Genomic DNA, 14,061 nt, shown 5'->3' on the forward strand with positions numbered 1-14,061 from the left:
GGAAAGAACCCCGCGCGAAGGTCCGTCAGGGCCTCGCGGCCGTCTCGAAGAGCTGTCGCATCGCCCGCCGCAGGTCGACCACGTCCCGCACCGGCTCGGGGAACTCGAAGCGCGCGTCGAAGCACGCGTCGCCCGCGCTGAAGCGCACCCGCAGGCCGTGCCGGTCCAGGCTCAGCGGCGCGACGCCCTGCCACGCCTCGCAGCCGGCGCCCCGGTCGCCCAGCAGACCGCACAGCGACCGCAGTTGGCCCTCGTGCGCGGCAGCCAGGTGCTGCAGGAGCTCCGCCTCGTGCGCCGCCAGCGGGTCGGCCGCGGCCGCGGCGAACTCCTCGGGTTCCACGTGGGCGGCGCCCCACAGGTCGTCGACGTAGGCCTCGCCCACCTCCAGGCGCAGCAGGGTCCACGCCGGCCCGGGGACCGGGCCCGCCGGGTGCCGTTCGGCCAGCAGGCGGCCGGCGGCGCGCCGTTCGGCGGCCGGTACGGCGGTGAGCCAGCCGGCGACCCAGCCCCGGCCGCGGATCCGGTGCGGCACGGCGACCGGAGCGACGTCCGTGATCTCCATCACGGACGTCACGTCGTCGTCGAGGGCAAATGCCGTGGCCCTGGCCGCCGGTGAGTCGGCCGGGACGAGCAGCAGCACGTCGCCCGTCGACGAGACCGCGCGGGACTCCGGCACACTGTGTCCGAGCTCAGCGTCCGGAATGGTCAGTGCCGCCGAGGCGTTGGTCTCGACGAGGGTGCGCACGCGCTCGGCGGCCGTCGGTTGCCGTGCGTCGTGCCCGGGACGCGGCTGGCCCTCCTCCTGGCTTCGGCGTCCGGTGCCGGAACGAGGGCTCCCAGGTCGAATCATGCGCACTCCTCAGATAAGGTAAGCCTCACCTAACTTACACGGAGGTCCGTTCAACGTGAACCAGTCGCGTCCCAAGGTCAAGAAGTCGCGCGCCCTCGGCATCGCGCTCACCCCGAAGGCCGTCAAGTACTTCGAGAAGCGCCCCTATCCGCCGGGCGAGCACGGGCGCGGCCGCAAGCAGAACAGCGACTACAAGGTCCGACTGCTGGAGAAGCAGCGGCTCCGCGCCCAGTACGACATCAGCGAGCGCCAGATGGCCCGCGCCTACGAGCGCGCCCGCAAGGTGACCGGCAAGACCGGCGAGGCCCTGATCATCGAGCTCGAGCGCCGGCTCGACGCGCTGGTGCTGCGCTCCGGACTGGCCCGCACCATCTACCAGGCGCGCCAGATGGTCGTGCACGGCCACATCGCCGTCAACGGTCGGAAGGTCGACAAGCCGTCCTTCCGGGTGCGGCCGGACGACGTCGTCGAGGTACGCGAGCGCAGCCGTGCCAAGCCCCCGTTCCTGGTCGCCAGGGAGGGCGGCTACGCGGGTGAGGGCGAGACCCCGCGCTACCTCCAGGTCAACCTGGAGGCGCTGGCGTTCCGCCTGGACCGGGAGCCCAACCGCCAGGAGATCCCGGTCATCTGCGACGAGCAGCTGGTCGTCGAGTACTACGCCCGCTGACCACCGCCCGCTGGTTCCCCGCCCTCGGAGCGGGGAACCGCGGGCAGCGGCAGCCGGGCCGAGTGCTCGGCGAGCGAGGCCGCGCCCAGGCCGCCGGTCGCCGCGGCGCGGCGACCCTCGGCGGCGCCGCGCCCGCCCAGCGCCCGCGACACCGCGGCCGCCGCGTCCAGCAGCCGCCCCTCGCGCAGACACTGCTGGTACCGCGCGGGGCTCAGCCGCTCCCGCACATGCCGCTCACAGAGCACGTGCGCCGAGTTGAAGAACTCCGAGCCGAACAGCGGCATCCCGACCGAGCGCCACAGCCGGGCGGCCGCGCCCTGCAGCACCGCCGCCTCCACCACGTCGCCCTCGGAGGCCGTGATCCCGGCGAGCAGTTCGATGGCCAGCACCGTGTTGACCGGGTCCTGGAAGGCGTGTGAGATCCGCAGGGACTGCTCGACCAGCTCCCTGGCCGGCCGGATCTCGGACCGGTGCCACGCCGCGTAGCCCAGGCCGTAGAGCGCGTAGGCCCTGGCCCAGTGCTCCCCGTGGTCCTCGCAGGCCTGCCGCACGTCCTCGTAGATCGCCAGAGCGCCGGACAGGTCGCCCTGGAAGGCCACGACCATGGCCAGCTCGCACCGGCCCATCAGCACGTTGCTGTTGAGCTCGCCGATCTCCTCGTAGCGGGACAGCGCCTCGCGGAACAGCTTCTCGGCGCGCGGCATCTCGTCGCCGATCATCGCCACGCAGCCCGTCAGGTGCACGCTGTAGGCCACCGCCCGCGCGTTGCCGGTGCGCTCCGCGCCCTCGCGACACTCGTGCAGCACGGTGAGCGCCGCCACCGTGTCGCCCTGGAGCACCGCCACGTAGCCGGCCACCCACAGCGCCTTGAGCCGGGTCTCCTCGTGGTCCGTCTCGGTCTCGAGCGCCCGGTGCAGCCAGTGCCTGCCCTCCGCGAGCCGCCCGCAGCCCACCCAGCAGAACCACAGCGTGGCCGCCAGGTAGAGGCCGAACCTCCCGTCCTCCTCGTCGTCGAGCGCGAACTCCAGGGCCGCCCGGAGGTTGGGCAGCTCGTCGTCGACGCGGGCGGCCACCTCCGCCTGCCGGGGGCTGAACCACTCCAACTCGCACCAGGTGGCGAGCCCCGTGCACCAGTCGCGGTGCCGGCGACGCAGCCGCCGCGCGTCCCCGCTCGCCGCCAGCCAGTCCTCCCCGTAGGCGCGCAGCGTGCCGAGCATCCGGTAACGCACCCCCGAGGGCGCGTCCTCCCGGCTCACCACGGACTGGGTGACCAGCTCGGTCAACACGTCGAGGACGTCCTCGGCCGGCAGGTCGGGGCCCGAGCACACGTACTCGGCCGCCTCCAGGTCGAAGTGGCCGGCGAAGACCGAGAGCCGCGCCCACAGCAGCCGCTCCGGGCCGCTGCACAGCTCGTGGCTCCAGCCCACGGCGGTGCGCAGTGTCTGGTGGTGCGGCGGCGCGCCGCGCGCTCCGCCGACGAGCAACCGGAAGCGGTCGTCGAGCCGGTGCAGGATCTGGTCGAGCGAGAGCGTCCGCAGCCGCCCGGCGGCCAGTTCGAGCGCGAGCGGGATGCCGTCGAGCCGGTGGCAGAGCTCCGCCACCAGCCGCGCGTTGGACCGGTCCACCTGGAAGTCGGGCAGCACGGCCGCGGCCCGCTCGCCGAACAGCTCGGCCGCCTCGTCCAGCGGCGCCGGCTCGCCGTCCGCCGCGTCCTCCGGGGGCGCGGGGGCGCGGAGCGGGGCGAGCGGCACCAGACGCTCGCCCGCCACCCCGAGCGGTCGCCTGGCCGCCGCGAGCACCCGCAGCCTGGGGGCCCGGCGCAGCAACTCGTGCACCAGCGCGGCGGCCGGCTCCACGAGGTGGTCGTAGCCGTCGAGCACCAGCAGCAGTCGCCGGTCGGACAGGTGCTCGGCGAGCACGGTGACCGGCGCCCGCCCCGAGTGGTCGTTGATCCCGAGTGCCTCGACGACGGCGTGCTCCATCAGCTCCGGATCGCGCACCGTGCCCAGCTCCACCAGCCAGACGCCGTGCGGGAAGCGCTCGCCGGCCTCGCGGGCGGCCCGGAGCGCGAGGCGTGACTTGCCGACGCCGCCCACTCCGGTCACGGTCACCAGTCGGTGTCTGGACAACTGCCGCTTCAACGCGGCCACTTCGGCGACGCGGCCGACGAAGGCCGTCAGTTCCGCGGGCAGGTTGCCCCCCGCGCGGCCGGTCCTGGGAGTCTCCCGAGCGGCAGGCTCGGGGCCCTGAAAGCCTGACATAACCACGCAGCGTACTGGCGGATATGCAGAACGTACAATTGCGCCTGGCCGCCCTTGGCAGGAGCGGGGGAATGCGGTAGGAGCCCGGCCGCCCGGCGCGATAGGGTCATTCCTCGTCGCCGCACGATGGACACGGAGTCTCCGTCCCAGGTGGGCGGCGGCCGGCGCGGACCGCGCCGCGCTCCCCGACGGGCTCGCGGCACCGGCGTGTCGGATTCGTGCAGGGAACCCATCCGAGGGAAGCGGTGCGTTCGTGTCCGGTGGCGAAGTGGCCGGCCTCCTGGTGGCCGTCTTCTGGGCGATCCTGGTCTCCTTCCTGGCCGTGGCGCTCTTCCGACTCGCCCAGGCGCTGCGCGCGGCGACCGAGCTGGTGACCGCCGTGACCGAGCGGGCCGTCCCGCTGCTCGGCGAGGCCTCCTCGACCGTCCGCTCGGCGCAGACCCAGCTGGACCGGGTCGAGACCATCGCCACCGACGTCCAGGAGGTCGCGGCCAACGCCTCCGCGCTCTCCTCGACCGTGGCGGCGACCTTCGGTGGGCCACTGGTCAAGGTCGCGGCGTTCGGATACGGGGTGCGGCGGGCGCTCGCCCGGCGCGGCGGCGCGGAGCCGCCCGCCCGGCGCACGGTGGTGCGCGGCCGGTACGTCCCCGCGGCCAGGCGCCGCAAGCGAGAGGAGTGATCAGGCCATGTTCCGCCGAGCCTTCTGGTTCACCACGGGCGCAGCGGCGGGTGTCTGGGCCACCACCAAGGTCCAGCGCACCCTGCGCGGTCTGGCGCCCGACAGCCTCGCCGTCCGGGCCGCCGACCGCGCCGTGACGGCCGGCCAGCGGGTCAGGGGCTTCGCGCTCGACGTGCGCGCCGGCATGGCGCAGCGCGAGCGCGAGCTGACCGAGGCCCTGGGCATCGAGCACGACGAGACCGCCGTTCCCGGCGGCGCCGCCCACCCGCCCCAGCTCCCCTCGCCGCCGCACCGGGCCGAGCTCGGCCCGGTCACCCGTGACCCGTCCCGAATCTCCGAAATGAGGACCACTGATGGAGTCGGCTGAAATCCGCCGCCGCTGGCTGAGCTTCTTCGAGAAGCGCGGGCACACCGTTGTCCCGTCGGCGTCGCTGATCGCGGACGATCCGACGCTGCTGCTGGTCAACGCGGGCATGGTGCCGTTCAAGCCGTACTTCCTCGGCGAGGCCACCCCGCCGTACCCGCGCGCCGTCAGCGTCCAGAAGTGCGTCCGCACGCCGGACATCGAGGAGGTCGGCAAGACCACCAGGCACGGCACCTTCTTCCAGATGTGCGGCAACTTCTCCTTCGGCGACTACTTCAAGGAAGGCGCCATCCGCTACGCCTGGGAGCTGTTGACCAGCCCGGTCGCCGACGGCGGCTACGGTCTCGACCCCGAGCGGCTGTGGATCACCGTCTACGAGCAGGACGACGAGGCCGAGCGGATCTGGCGGGACGAGATCGGCGTGCCGGCCGAGCGGATCCAGCGGCTCGGCATGGGCCCCAACTTCTGGTCCATGGGCGTGCCCGGCCCCTGTGGCCCGTGCTCCGAGATCAACTACGACCGCGGCCCCGAGTTCGGCCCCGAGGGCGGCCCCGCCGTCAACGACGAGCGCTACGTGGAGATCTGGAACCTGGTCTTCATGCAGTACGAGCGCGGTCCCGGCGAGGGCAAGGAGGACTTCCCGATCCTCGGCGACCTGCCGGCGCAGAACATCGACACCGGGCTCGGCCTCGAGCGGCTGGCGATGATCCTGCAGGGCGTCCACAACATGTACGAGACGGACACCCTGCGCGTCGTCATCGACCGGGCCGGCGAGCTCACCGGCGTCCGGTACGGCGCCGCCGAGGACTCCGACGTGGCGCTGCGCGTGGTCGCCGACCACCTGCGCACCTCCGCCATGCTCATCGGGGACGGCGTGACCCCGGGCAACGAGGGCCGCGGCTACGTGCTGCGCCGCATCATGCGCCGCGCCATCCGGAACATGCGGATCCTGGGCGCCGAGGGCCCCGTGGTCGCCGAGCTGCTCGACGTCGTCCTGAAGACGATGGGGCAGCAGTACCCGGAGCTGCTGACCGACCGCAAGCGCATCGAGACCGTGGCGCTCGCCGAGGAGGCGGCCTTCCTCAAGACCCTCAGGGCCGGCACCAACATCCTGGACACCGCCGTCACCGAGACCAGGGCCGCCGGCTCGACGGTGCTCCCGGGGGACAAGGCGTTCCTGCTCCACGACACCTGGGGCTTCCCCATCGACCTCACCCTGGAGATGGCCGCCGAGCAGGGCCTCACCGTGGACGAGCCCGGGTTCCGCCGCCTGATGAAGGAGCAGCGGGACCGGGCCAAGGCCGACGCCAGGGCCAAGAAGACCGGCCACGCCGACCTCTCCGCCTACCGGCAGGTCGCCGACGCCGCGGGCGCCTCCGAGTTCATCGGCTACACGCGGACCTCCGGCGAGGCCACCGTCGTCGGCCTGCTGGTCGACGGCGTCTCCTCGCCCGCCGCCGTCGAGGGCGACGAGGTGGAAGTGGTGCTCGACCGCACCCCGTTCTACGCCGAGGGCGGCGGCCAGCTGGCCGACAGCGGCCGGATCAGGCTCGACTCGGGCGCCGTCGTGGAGGTGCGGGACGTCCAGCAGCCGGTGCCCGGCGTGATCGTGCACAAGGGCGTGGTCCAGGTCGGCGAGGTCACCGTCGGCTCCGCCGCGCACAGCACCATCGACACCGCGCGGCGCCGCGCCATCGCCCGCGCCCACAGCGCCACCCACCTGACCCACCAGGCGCTGCGCGACGCCCTCGGCCCGACGGCCGCCCAGGCCGGCTCGGAGAACTCGCCGGGCCGCTTCCGCTTCGACTTCGGCTCGCCGACCGCCGTGCCCGGCACGGTGCTCGCCGACGTCGAGCAGAAGATCAACGAGGTGCTGGCCCGTGAACTCGACGTCACCGCCGAGGTGATGTCGATGGACGAGGCCAGGAAGCAGGGCGCCATCGCCGAGTTCGGCGAGAAGTACGGCGACCGGGTGCGGGTGGTCACCATCGGCGACTACTCGAAGGAGCTGTGCGGCGGCACCCACGTGCACAACACCGCCCAACTCGGCCTGGTCAAGCTGCTCGGCGAGTCCTCCATCGGCTCCGGCGTGCGCCGCGTCGAGGCCCTGGTCGGCACCGACGCCTACCGGTTCCTGGCCCGCGAGCACACCGTGGTCTCCCAGTTGACCGAGCTGGTCAAGGGCCGGCCCGAGGAGTTGCCCGAGCGGATCGCCGGCATGCTCGGGCGGCTGCGGGAGGCCGAGAAGGAGATCGAGCGGTTCCGCGCCGAGAAGGTGCTCGCGGCCGCCGGCGGCCTGGCCGCCGACGCCCGCGACATCGGCGGCGTGGCGCTGGCCAGCGGCCGGGTGCCGGACGGCACCTCGGCGGACGACCTGCGCAAGCTGGTGCTCGACGTCCGCGGCCGCATCCCGGGCGACCGGCCGGCCGTGGTGGCGCTGTTCACCGTCGTGAGCGGTCGCCCGCTCACCGTGGTGGCCACCAACGAGGCGGCGCGTGAGCGGGGTCTGAAGGCCGGCGACCTGGTGCGGGCCGCCGCCAAGGCGCTGGGCGGCGGCGGTGGCGGCAAGCCGGACGTGGCCCAGGGCGGTGGCCAGAACCCCGAGGCCGTGGCGGACGCGTTGGCCGCCGTCGAGCGGCTGGTCGCGGAAGCCGCCTGATGCGGCGTGGGCGGCGGCTCGCCGTCGACGTGGGCGAGGCCAGGATCGGGGTCGCCTCGTGCGACCCCGACGGGGTCCTCGCGACCCCGGTGGAGACCGTGCCGGGGCGCGATGTCCCGGCCGCGCAGCGGCGGTTGGCGGAGCTCGTCGCCGAGTACGAGCCGCTGGAGGTGATCGTCGGGCTGCCCCGCTCGCTGGCGGGCGGGGAGGGCCCGGCGGCCGCCCGAGTGCGGGCGTTCGCCCAGGAGACCGCGCGACGGGTGGCCCCGGTGCCGGTGCGCCTGGTGGACGAACGTATGAGCACCGTCACGGCGGCGCGCGCCATGCGCGCCTCCGGGGTCTCCGCGAAGAAGGGCAGGTCGCGCATCGACCAGGCCGCGGCCGTGGTCATCCTGCAGAACGCGTTGGAGAGCGAGCGCGCCTCGGGGCGCCCGCCGGGGCAGTGCGTCGAAGTGGTTGTCTGATCGCGGTACGGTAACGTTCGCCGCGACAGGGTAGCCGCGTGGCTTCGGGGGATTCGGACTGCCGCCTTGCGTCACAAGGGGATCGATGACTGAGTATGGCCGGGGCTCCGGCTCTGAGCCGTGGTACCCCGAGGACCCGCTCTACGGGGATCAGGGCTGGTCCGGCGCGTACGACGCCGCGGGCAACCAGCACGCCCAGCAGGGGCACGGCACCTGGGACGAGTACGGCGGCCAGTACGGCGACCAGCAGCAACAGCACCCGCAGGGCCACCAGCAGCAACAGCCGTACTACCAGCAGCAGTACGACTCCCAGCAGCAGTACGGCCAGCAGGGCGGCTGGGACAACTCCGGTCAGTACTACGCCGGTGACCCCTACGGGAACCAGCAGCACGGCCAGCAGCAGGCGGCCCACCAGCAGCAGGGGCATCAGCAGGGGCAACAGCCCGACGGCGGCTACGGCGCGGGCCAGCACCCGGGGCAGTACCAGGACCCGTACGCCACCCAACAGGGGTACGCCGCCCAGCCGCACGCCGGCCAGGACCCGTACGCCCAGGGCGGCGGCTACCAGGCTCAGCAGCAGCAGTACGGCGGCGGTGGCCAGGACGTGTACCCCGATTCCCAGGGTGCGCCGGCCCAGCAGGCCGGCCCGCCCGACGGCGACCGAGGGCCCCGGCGCGACGACCCGGGCCCCGACCCGGAGACCGGTTGGGACCCGGGACCCGACCAGGGCGAGTCCGACTTCTTCACGCGGCGCGACGACGACTGGTCGGACGCGGAGGAGGACAGGCGCGGCCGGCGCGGCGACAAGCCCAAGAAGAAGCGGCGTGGCGGCGTGGGCTGCATGGTGGCCGGGGTGCTGGTGCTCGGCGCCCTCGGCGGCGTCGCCTACGTCGGCTACGGCATGTACCAGGACCGGTTCGGCCCGGCCCCCGACTTCGCGGGGGAGGGCACGGACGAGGTGCAGGTGACCATCCCCGAGGGCTCCACCATCTCCGGCATGGGCGTGATCCTGCGCGACGCCGGCGTCGTGGCGAGCGCCGACGCGTTCGTCGAGGCGGCGGGCGAGGACGGCCAGTCGCTCCAGCCGGGCGTCTACACCCTGCGCCGCGAGATGGCGGCATCCTCCGCCGTTGAGCTGATGCTCGACCCGGCCTCGCTCAGCACGTTCACCATCCCCGAGGGACGGCGCGCCACCGAGGTCTACGCGCTGATCGACGAGCGCCTCGGCCTCGAGGAGGGCACCACGGCCGAGGTGGCGGAGACCGCCGACCTGGGGCTGCCGGACTTCGCCGAGGGCGAGGTGGAGGGCTTCCTCTTCCCGACCCGCTACGACGTCGGCGAGGACACCACCCCGGAGGACCTGCTCCGGGCCATGGTCGACCGGGCCGAGGCCGAGTTCACCGAGATCGACCTGGAGGGCCAGGCCGAGGAGTTCGGCCGCACGCCGCGCGAGATCCTCATCGTCGCCTCGCTCATCGAGGCCGAGGGGCAGACGGACGAGGAGTTCGGGAAGGTCTCGCGGGTCATCTACAACCGTCTGGAGCAGGACATGATGCTCCAGTTCGACTCGACCATCAACTACGCGCTGGGCCGCTCCACGCTGGACACCTCGCTGGCCGACACCGAGCTGGACTCGCCGTACAACACCTACCGGGAGCTCGGGTTGCCGCCGGGCCCCATCGCCAACCCGGGTCACAACGCCATCGAGGCCGCGCTCAACCCGACCGAGGGCCCCTGGCTCTACTTCGTGACGGTCACCGAGGGCGACACCCGCTTCACCGACGACTTCGCCGAACACGAGCAGAACGTCGCGGACTTCAACGCCGCCAACCAGGGGGACGGCTGATGCCACCACGCCTGGCCGCCCACCGGGCGGCCGTCCTCGGCTCGCCCATCGCGCATTCGCTCTCGCCGGCCCTGCACGACGCCGGCTACGCGGCGTGTGGTCTCGACGACTGGAGCTACGGCCGCTTCGAGGTCGACGAGCGCGGTCTCGCCGCCTTCCTCGACGGCCTGGGCCCCGAGTGGGCCGGGCTCTCGCTGACCATGCCGCTCAAGCGCGCCGTCATCCCGCTGCTCGACGAGGTGAGCCCCACGGCCGCCGCGGTCGACGCCGTCAACACGGTGGTGTTCACGGCGGACGGCCGGCGCACCGGCGAGAACACCGACATCCCCGGCCTCGTCGCCGCCCTGCGCGAGCGCGGGGTGACCCGGGTCGAGCGGGCGGCCGTGCTGGGCGCCGGCGCCACGGCCTCCTCCGCGCTCGCCGCGCTCGCCCAGGTCTGCGACGGCGAGGTCACCACGTACGTGCGCGGCCCGGAGCGTGCCGCGGAGATGCGGGCGCTCGGCGAGCGGCTCGGCCTGCCGGTGCTCGTCGCCGACTGGGCCGAGGCCCACCGCGGCCTCGACGCCCCGCTGGTGATCGCGACCACCCCGGCCGGAGCCGCCGACGCGCTGGCCGACGCGGTGCCGGGCTCGCCGGGCACCCTCTTCGACGTGCTGTACGAGCCCTGGCCGACGCGGCTCGCCGCCGCCTGGGCGGCGCGCGGGGGCCGGGTGCTCGGCGGGCTCGACCTGCTGGTCCACCAGGCCGTGTTGCAGTTCGAGCTGATGACCGGCGTGATCCCGGGGCCGCTCAAGGAGATGCGCGCGGCCGGCGAGGCGGCGCTCGCCGCCCACTGAGGCCCGGACGCTGGGCCCCGGCCACGACCGGGCGGCCCCGGGATTAGGTCGGCGCCGGGTCTTAATCGCCCGCGCTGTGCGTCTCGCGGTTCAGACAGCTCGGGGCCGCCCGCGCCGGCATGGCAGGATCGGAGGGTGCCGGCCCGGCAGGGCCGGCGGTGAGATCGAGCAGTTCGAAGGAGCACCGTTGAGCAGGCTGCGCTGGCTGACGGCGGGAGAGTCGCACGGTCCGGCACTGGTGGCGACGCTGGAGGGGCTCCCCTCCGGCGTGCCGATCACCACCGACATGGTGGCGGACGCGCTGGCGCGCCGCCGGCTCGGCTACGGCCGCGGTGCCCGGATGAAGTTCGAGCGCGACGAGGTCACGTTCCTCGGCGGGGTGCGCCACGGGCTCACCCTGGGGTCCCCGGTGGCGATCATGGTCGGCAACACCGAGTGGCCCAAGTGGGAGAAGGTCATGGCGGCCGACCCGGTGGACCCGGCCGAGCTCGCCGACAGCAGCCGCAACGCCCCGCTGACCCGCCCGCGGCCGGGCCACGCCGACCTGGCCGGCATGCAGAAGTACGGCTTCGACGAGGCGCGGCCGGTGCTCGAGCGGGCCTCGGCCCGGGAGACCGCGGCCCGGGTGGCCCTCGGCACGGTGGCCCGCTCCTACCTGAAGGAGACCGCCGGCATCGAGATCGTCTCGCACGTGGTCGAGCTCGGCGCCGCCCGCGCCCCCAAGGGCTCGCTGCCCGAGCCCGGCGACACCGCCCGGCTCGACGCCGACCCGGTGCGCTGCCTGGACGCCGACGCGAGCAAGGCGATGGTCGCCGAGATCGACCAGGCGCACAAGGACGGCGACACCCTCGGCGGGGTGGTCGAGGTGCTGGCCTACGGCGTGCCGGTGGGGCTCGGCTCGCACGTCCACTGGGACCGCAGGCTCGACGCGCGGCTGGCCGCCGCTCTGATGGGGATCCAGGCCATCAAGGGCGTCGAGCTCGGCGACGGCTTCGACCTCGCCCGCGTCCCCGGCTCCAAGGCCCACGACGAGATCGTGTCGACCCCCGACGGCATCCGCCGCGCGTCCGGCCGCTCCGGCGGCACCGAGGGCGGGCTGAGCACCGGCGAGGTGCTGCGGGTCCGCGCCGCGATGAAGCCCATCGCCACCGTGCCGCGCGCCCTGGCCACCGTCGACGTCACCACGGGCGAGCCGGCGAAGGCGCACCACCAGCGCTCCGACGTGTGCGCGGTGCCGGCGGCCGGGATCGTCGCCGAGGCCATGGTGGCCCTGGTTCTCGCGGACGCGGTGGCCGAGAAGTTCGGCGGCGACAGCGTCCGGGAGACCCGGCGCAACGTCGAGGGCTTCCTGGGCAACCTGGAGATCAGGTGAGCGCCGGGGCGTCGGGCCCCCGGGTGGTGCTGGTCGGTCCGCCCGGCTCGGGCAAGTCCACCATCGGCGCGCTGCTCGCCCAGCGGCTCGGCGTCGTCGCCCGCGACACGGACGCCGACGTCGAGCGGACGGCGGGCAAGCCCATCGCCGACATCTTCGTCGAGGACGGCGAGCAGCGGTTCCGCGCGCTGGAGGCGGCCGCCGTGCGCGACGCGCTCGCCGAGCACGACGGCGTGCTCTCGCTGGGCGGCGGCGCCATCCTCGACCCCGCCACCCGCGCCCTGCTCGCCGGCCGGCCGGTGATCTTCCTCGACGTCTCGCTCGGCGAGGCCATGAAGCGGGTGGGCCTGGACACCGCCCGGCCGCTGCTCGCCGTCAACCCGAGGCAGCGGTGGCGCACCCTGATGGACGAGCGCCGCCCGCTGTACACCGAGGTGGCCAGGGCGGTCGTGGAGACCGCCGACCGCACGCCCGAGGAGGTCGCGCAGGCGGTCCTCGACGTATTGGAGCTCACGACAGCATGACTCTCCCCGCCGAAGCCCCCACCAGGATCACGGTGGGCGCCACCGCCGGCTACGCCCCCTACGACGTGCTGGTCGGCCGTCAACTGCTCGGCGAGCTGCCGGAGTTGATCGGCAAGGACGCCCGCCGGGTCGCGGTGCTGCACCCCGAGGCACTCGCCGAGACCGGAGAGGTGCTGCGCCAGGACCTGGCGGACCAGGGGTACGAGGCCATCGCGATCCAGCTCCCCAACGCGGAGGAGGCCAAGAGCGCCGAGGTCGCGGCCTACTGCTGGACGGCGCTCGGCCAGACCGGTTTCACCAGGTCCGACGTGATCGTCGGGGTCGGCGGCGGCGCCACCACCGACCTGGCCGGGTTCGTCGCCGCGACCTGGCTGCGCGGGGTGCGGTGGATCGCGGTGCCCACCACCGTGCTCGGCATGGTGGACGCGGCGGTCGGCGGCAAGACCGGGATCAACACCGCGGAGGGCAAGAACCTGGTGGGCGCCTTCCACCCGCCGGCCGGCGTGCTGTGCGATCTCGCCGCGCTCGACTCGCTGCCGGTGCACGACTACGTCTCGGGCCTGGCCGAGGTCATCAAGGCCGGCTTCATCGCCGACCCGGCGATCCTGGAGCTGGTGGAGGCCGACCCGGAGGCCGCCAGAACGCCGGCCGGTCCGCACACGGCCGAGCTGATCGAGCGCTCCATCAGGGTCAAGGCGGAGGTGGTGGCCAGTGACCTGAAGGAGTCCGGCCTGCGGGAGATCCTCAACTACGGTCACACGCTGGCGCACGCCATCGAGAAGAACGAACGCTACGCCTGGCGGCACGGCGCCGCGGTCGCGGTCGGCATGGTCTTCGCGGCCGAGCTGGGCCGCATCGCCGGCCGTCTCGACGATGCCACGGCGGACCGCCACCGCGCCGTCCTCTCCTCGGTCGGCCTGCCGGTCACCTACCGGGGCGACCAGTGGCCGCGGCTGCTGGAGACGATGCGGATCGACAAGAAGTCGCGCGGCGACCGGCTGCGCTTCATCGTCCTCGACGGCCTGGCCAGGCCGTCGGTCCTGGAGAGCCCCGACCCCGCCATGCTCCTCGCCGCCCACGCGGAGATCGCCGCCTGACGGCCTCCCGGCCGAGGGCAGCCGCGCCGCGCGCCCTGGCCCTGCGGGCCGGCACCGCCGGCCGCCGCCCGGCGGCTGTGCGGGGGCTCGGGTCGCTCGCGGGCCGGGCCGCCACCGGACTCGCGTCCGGCCCCGCCGTGGTGCTCGCCGCCTGACGGCCTCCCGGCCGAGGGCAGCCGCGCCGCGCACCCCGGCCCTGCGGGCCGGCACCGCCGGCCGCCGGCCGCCGCCCGGCGGCTGTGCGGGTACGGGGCCGGTGTCCGGCCCCTGCCATGGTGCTCGATCCGGGCGGTGCTGGGCGCGGGGGCCGGAACCGGGTGGCCGGGCGGTGGGACTCGGGCCGTACGGGGCCGGCGTCCGGCTCGGTCGCGGCGCCGGGACGCGACCACCTGCCCCCGGAGCCCGGCGGTCAGCGCTTGGCGCCGCGGGGACCGGTCAGCGC

The 14,061-nt window shown here is 74.2% G+C and carries 12 protein-coding genes; 10 read left to right on the plus strand and 2 right to left on the minus strand.

Going from position 1 to position 14,061, the window contains the following annotated elements; genetic code table 11:
* Positions 1–25: 25 nt before the first annotated feature.
* Complete coding sequence (locus RNC47_RS00005; RefSeq protein ID WP_311594450.1) at positions 26–850, minus strand: DUF2470 domain-containing protein; 825 nt, start codon at positions 848–850, stop codon at positions 26–28.
* 55 nt (positions 851–905) lie between these two features.
* Between RNC47_RS00005 and rpsD the strand changes: the two genes are divergently transcribed.
* On the plus strand, positions 906–1,517 hold the full coding sequence (rpsD, locus tag RNC47_RS00010; protein ID WP_311594451.1) for a 30S ribosomal protein S4: 612 nt from the start codon (positions 906–908) through the stop codon (positions 1,515–1,517).
* On the opposite strand, the gene RNC47_RS00015 is transcribed toward rpsD, so the two are convergent.
* Entirely contained in the window at positions 1,505–3,778 is a 2,274-nt protein-coding gene (locus RNC47_RS00015) for an ATP-binding protein (protein ID WP_311594452.1), read from the minus strand. The genes rpsD and RNC47_RS00015 overlap by 13 nt on opposite strands.
* A 253-nt stretch (positions 3,779–4,031) precedes the next feature.
* Here RNC47_RS00015 and RNC47_RS00020 point away from each other — a divergent pair, with 253 nt between their 5' ends.
* The 9 genes from RNC47_RS00020 (at position 4,032) to aroB (ending at position 13,619) form a co-directional block, all read left to right on the plus strand.
* Positions 4,032–4,457, plus strand: a complete 426-nt coding sequence (locus RNC47_RS00020) for a DUF948 domain-containing protein (RefSeq protein ID WP_311594453.1) — start codon at positions 4,032–4,034, stop codon at positions 4,455–4,457.
* 7 nt (positions 4,458–4,464) lie between these two features.
* Positions 4,465–4,824 carry a DUF6167 family protein gene (locus RNC47_RS00025; RefSeq protein ID WP_311594454.1) on the plus strand — a complete coding sequence of 120 codons (360 nt, stop codon included), beginning with the start codon at positions 4,465–4,467 and terminating at the stop codon, positions 4,822–4,824.
* Complete coding sequence (gene alaS / locus RNC47_RS00030; RefSeq protein ID WP_311594455.1) at positions 4,811–7,480, plus strand: alanine--tRNA ligase; 2,670 nt, start codon at positions 4,811–4,813, stop codon at positions 7,478–7,480. Before RNC47_RS00025 ends, alaS begins: the two co-directional genes overlap by 14 nt.
* Positions 7,480–7,944, plus strand: coding sequence for a Holliday junction resolvase RuvX (ruvX, locus tag RNC47_RS00035; protein WP_311594456.1), 465 nt, complete (start codon positions 7,480–7,482; stop codon positions 7,942–7,944). Before alaS ends, ruvX begins: the two co-directional genes overlap by 1 nt.
* Before the next feature lie 85 nt (positions 7,945–8,029).
* Complete coding sequence (gene mltG, locus RNC47_RS00040) at positions 8,030–9,790, plus strand: endolytic transglycosylase MltG (protein ID WP_311594457.1); 1,761 nt, start codon at positions 8,030–8,032, stop codon at positions 9,788–9,790.
* Entirely contained in the window at positions 9,790–10,626 is an 837-nt protein-coding gene (locus tag RNC47_RS00045) for a shikimate dehydrogenase (RefSeq protein WP_311594458.1), read from the plus strand. Before mltG ends, RNC47_RS00045 begins: the two co-directional genes overlap by 1 nt.
* A gap of 187 nt (positions 10,627–10,813) precedes the next feature.
* Positions 10,814–11,998 (plus strand): chorismate synthase, encoded by a 1,185-nt coding sequence (gene aroC / locus RNC47_RS00050; protein WP_311594459.1) that lies wholly within the window; start codon positions 10,814–10,816, stop codon positions 11,996–11,998.
* Positions 11,995–12,522 carry a shikimate kinase gene (locus tag RNC47_RS00055; protein WP_311594460.1) on the plus strand — a complete coding sequence of 176 codons (528 nt, stop codon included), beginning with the start codon at positions 11,995–11,997 and terminating at the stop codon, positions 12,520–12,522. The genes aroC and RNC47_RS00055 overlap by 4 nt, the downstream gene beginning before the upstream one ends.
* Entirely contained in the window at positions 12,519–13,619 is a 1,101-nt protein-coding gene (gene aroB / locus RNC47_RS00060; protein WP_311594461.1) for a 3-dehydroquinate synthase, read from the plus strand. The genes RNC47_RS00055 and aroB overlap by 4 nt, the downstream gene beginning before the upstream one ends.
* Positions 13,620–14,061 lie beyond the last annotated feature (442 nt).

The sequence above is a fragment of the Streptomyces millisiae genome (assembly GCF_031845425.1).
Classification (GTDB): Bacteria; Actinomycetota; Actinomycetes; order Streptomycetales; family Streptomycetaceae; genus Streptomyces; species Streptomyces millisiae.

Excerpts from the sequence above, each read along its gene's own strand:
- RNC47_RS00005 (WP_311594450.1), bottom strand. The coding sequence starts at position 850 with ATGATTCGACCTGGGAGCCCTCGTTCCGGCACCGGACGCCGAAGCCAG.
- RNC47_RS00015 (WP_311594452.1), bottom strand. The coding sequence starts at position 3,778 with ATGTCAGGCTTTCAGGGCCCCGAGCCTGCCGCTCGGGAGACTCCCAGG.
- RNC47_RS00025 (WP_311594454.1), top strand. The coding sequence starts at position 4,465 with ATGTTCCGCCGAGCCTTCTGGTTCACCACGGGCGCAGCGGCGGGTGTC.
- alaS (WP_311594455.1), top strand. The coding sequence starts at position 4,811 with ATGGAGTCGGCTGAAATCCGCCGCCGCTGGCTGAGCTTCTTCGAGAAG.
- ruvX (WP_311594456.1), top strand. The coding sequence starts at position 7,480 with ATGCGGCGTGGGCGGCGGCTCGCCGTCGACGTGGGCGAGGCCAGGATC.
- mltG (WP_311594457.1), top strand. The coding sequence starts at position 8,030 with ATGACTGAGTATGGCCGGGGCTCCGGCTCTGAGCCGTGGTACCCCGAG.
- RNC47_RS00045 (WP_311594458.1), top strand. The coding sequence starts at position 9,790 with ATGCCACCACGCCTGGCCGCCCACCGGGCGGCCGTCCTCGGCTCGCCC.
- aroB (WP_311594461.1), top strand. The coding sequence starts at position 12,519 with ATGACTCTCCCCGCCGAAGCCCCCACCAGGATCACGGTGGGCGCCACC.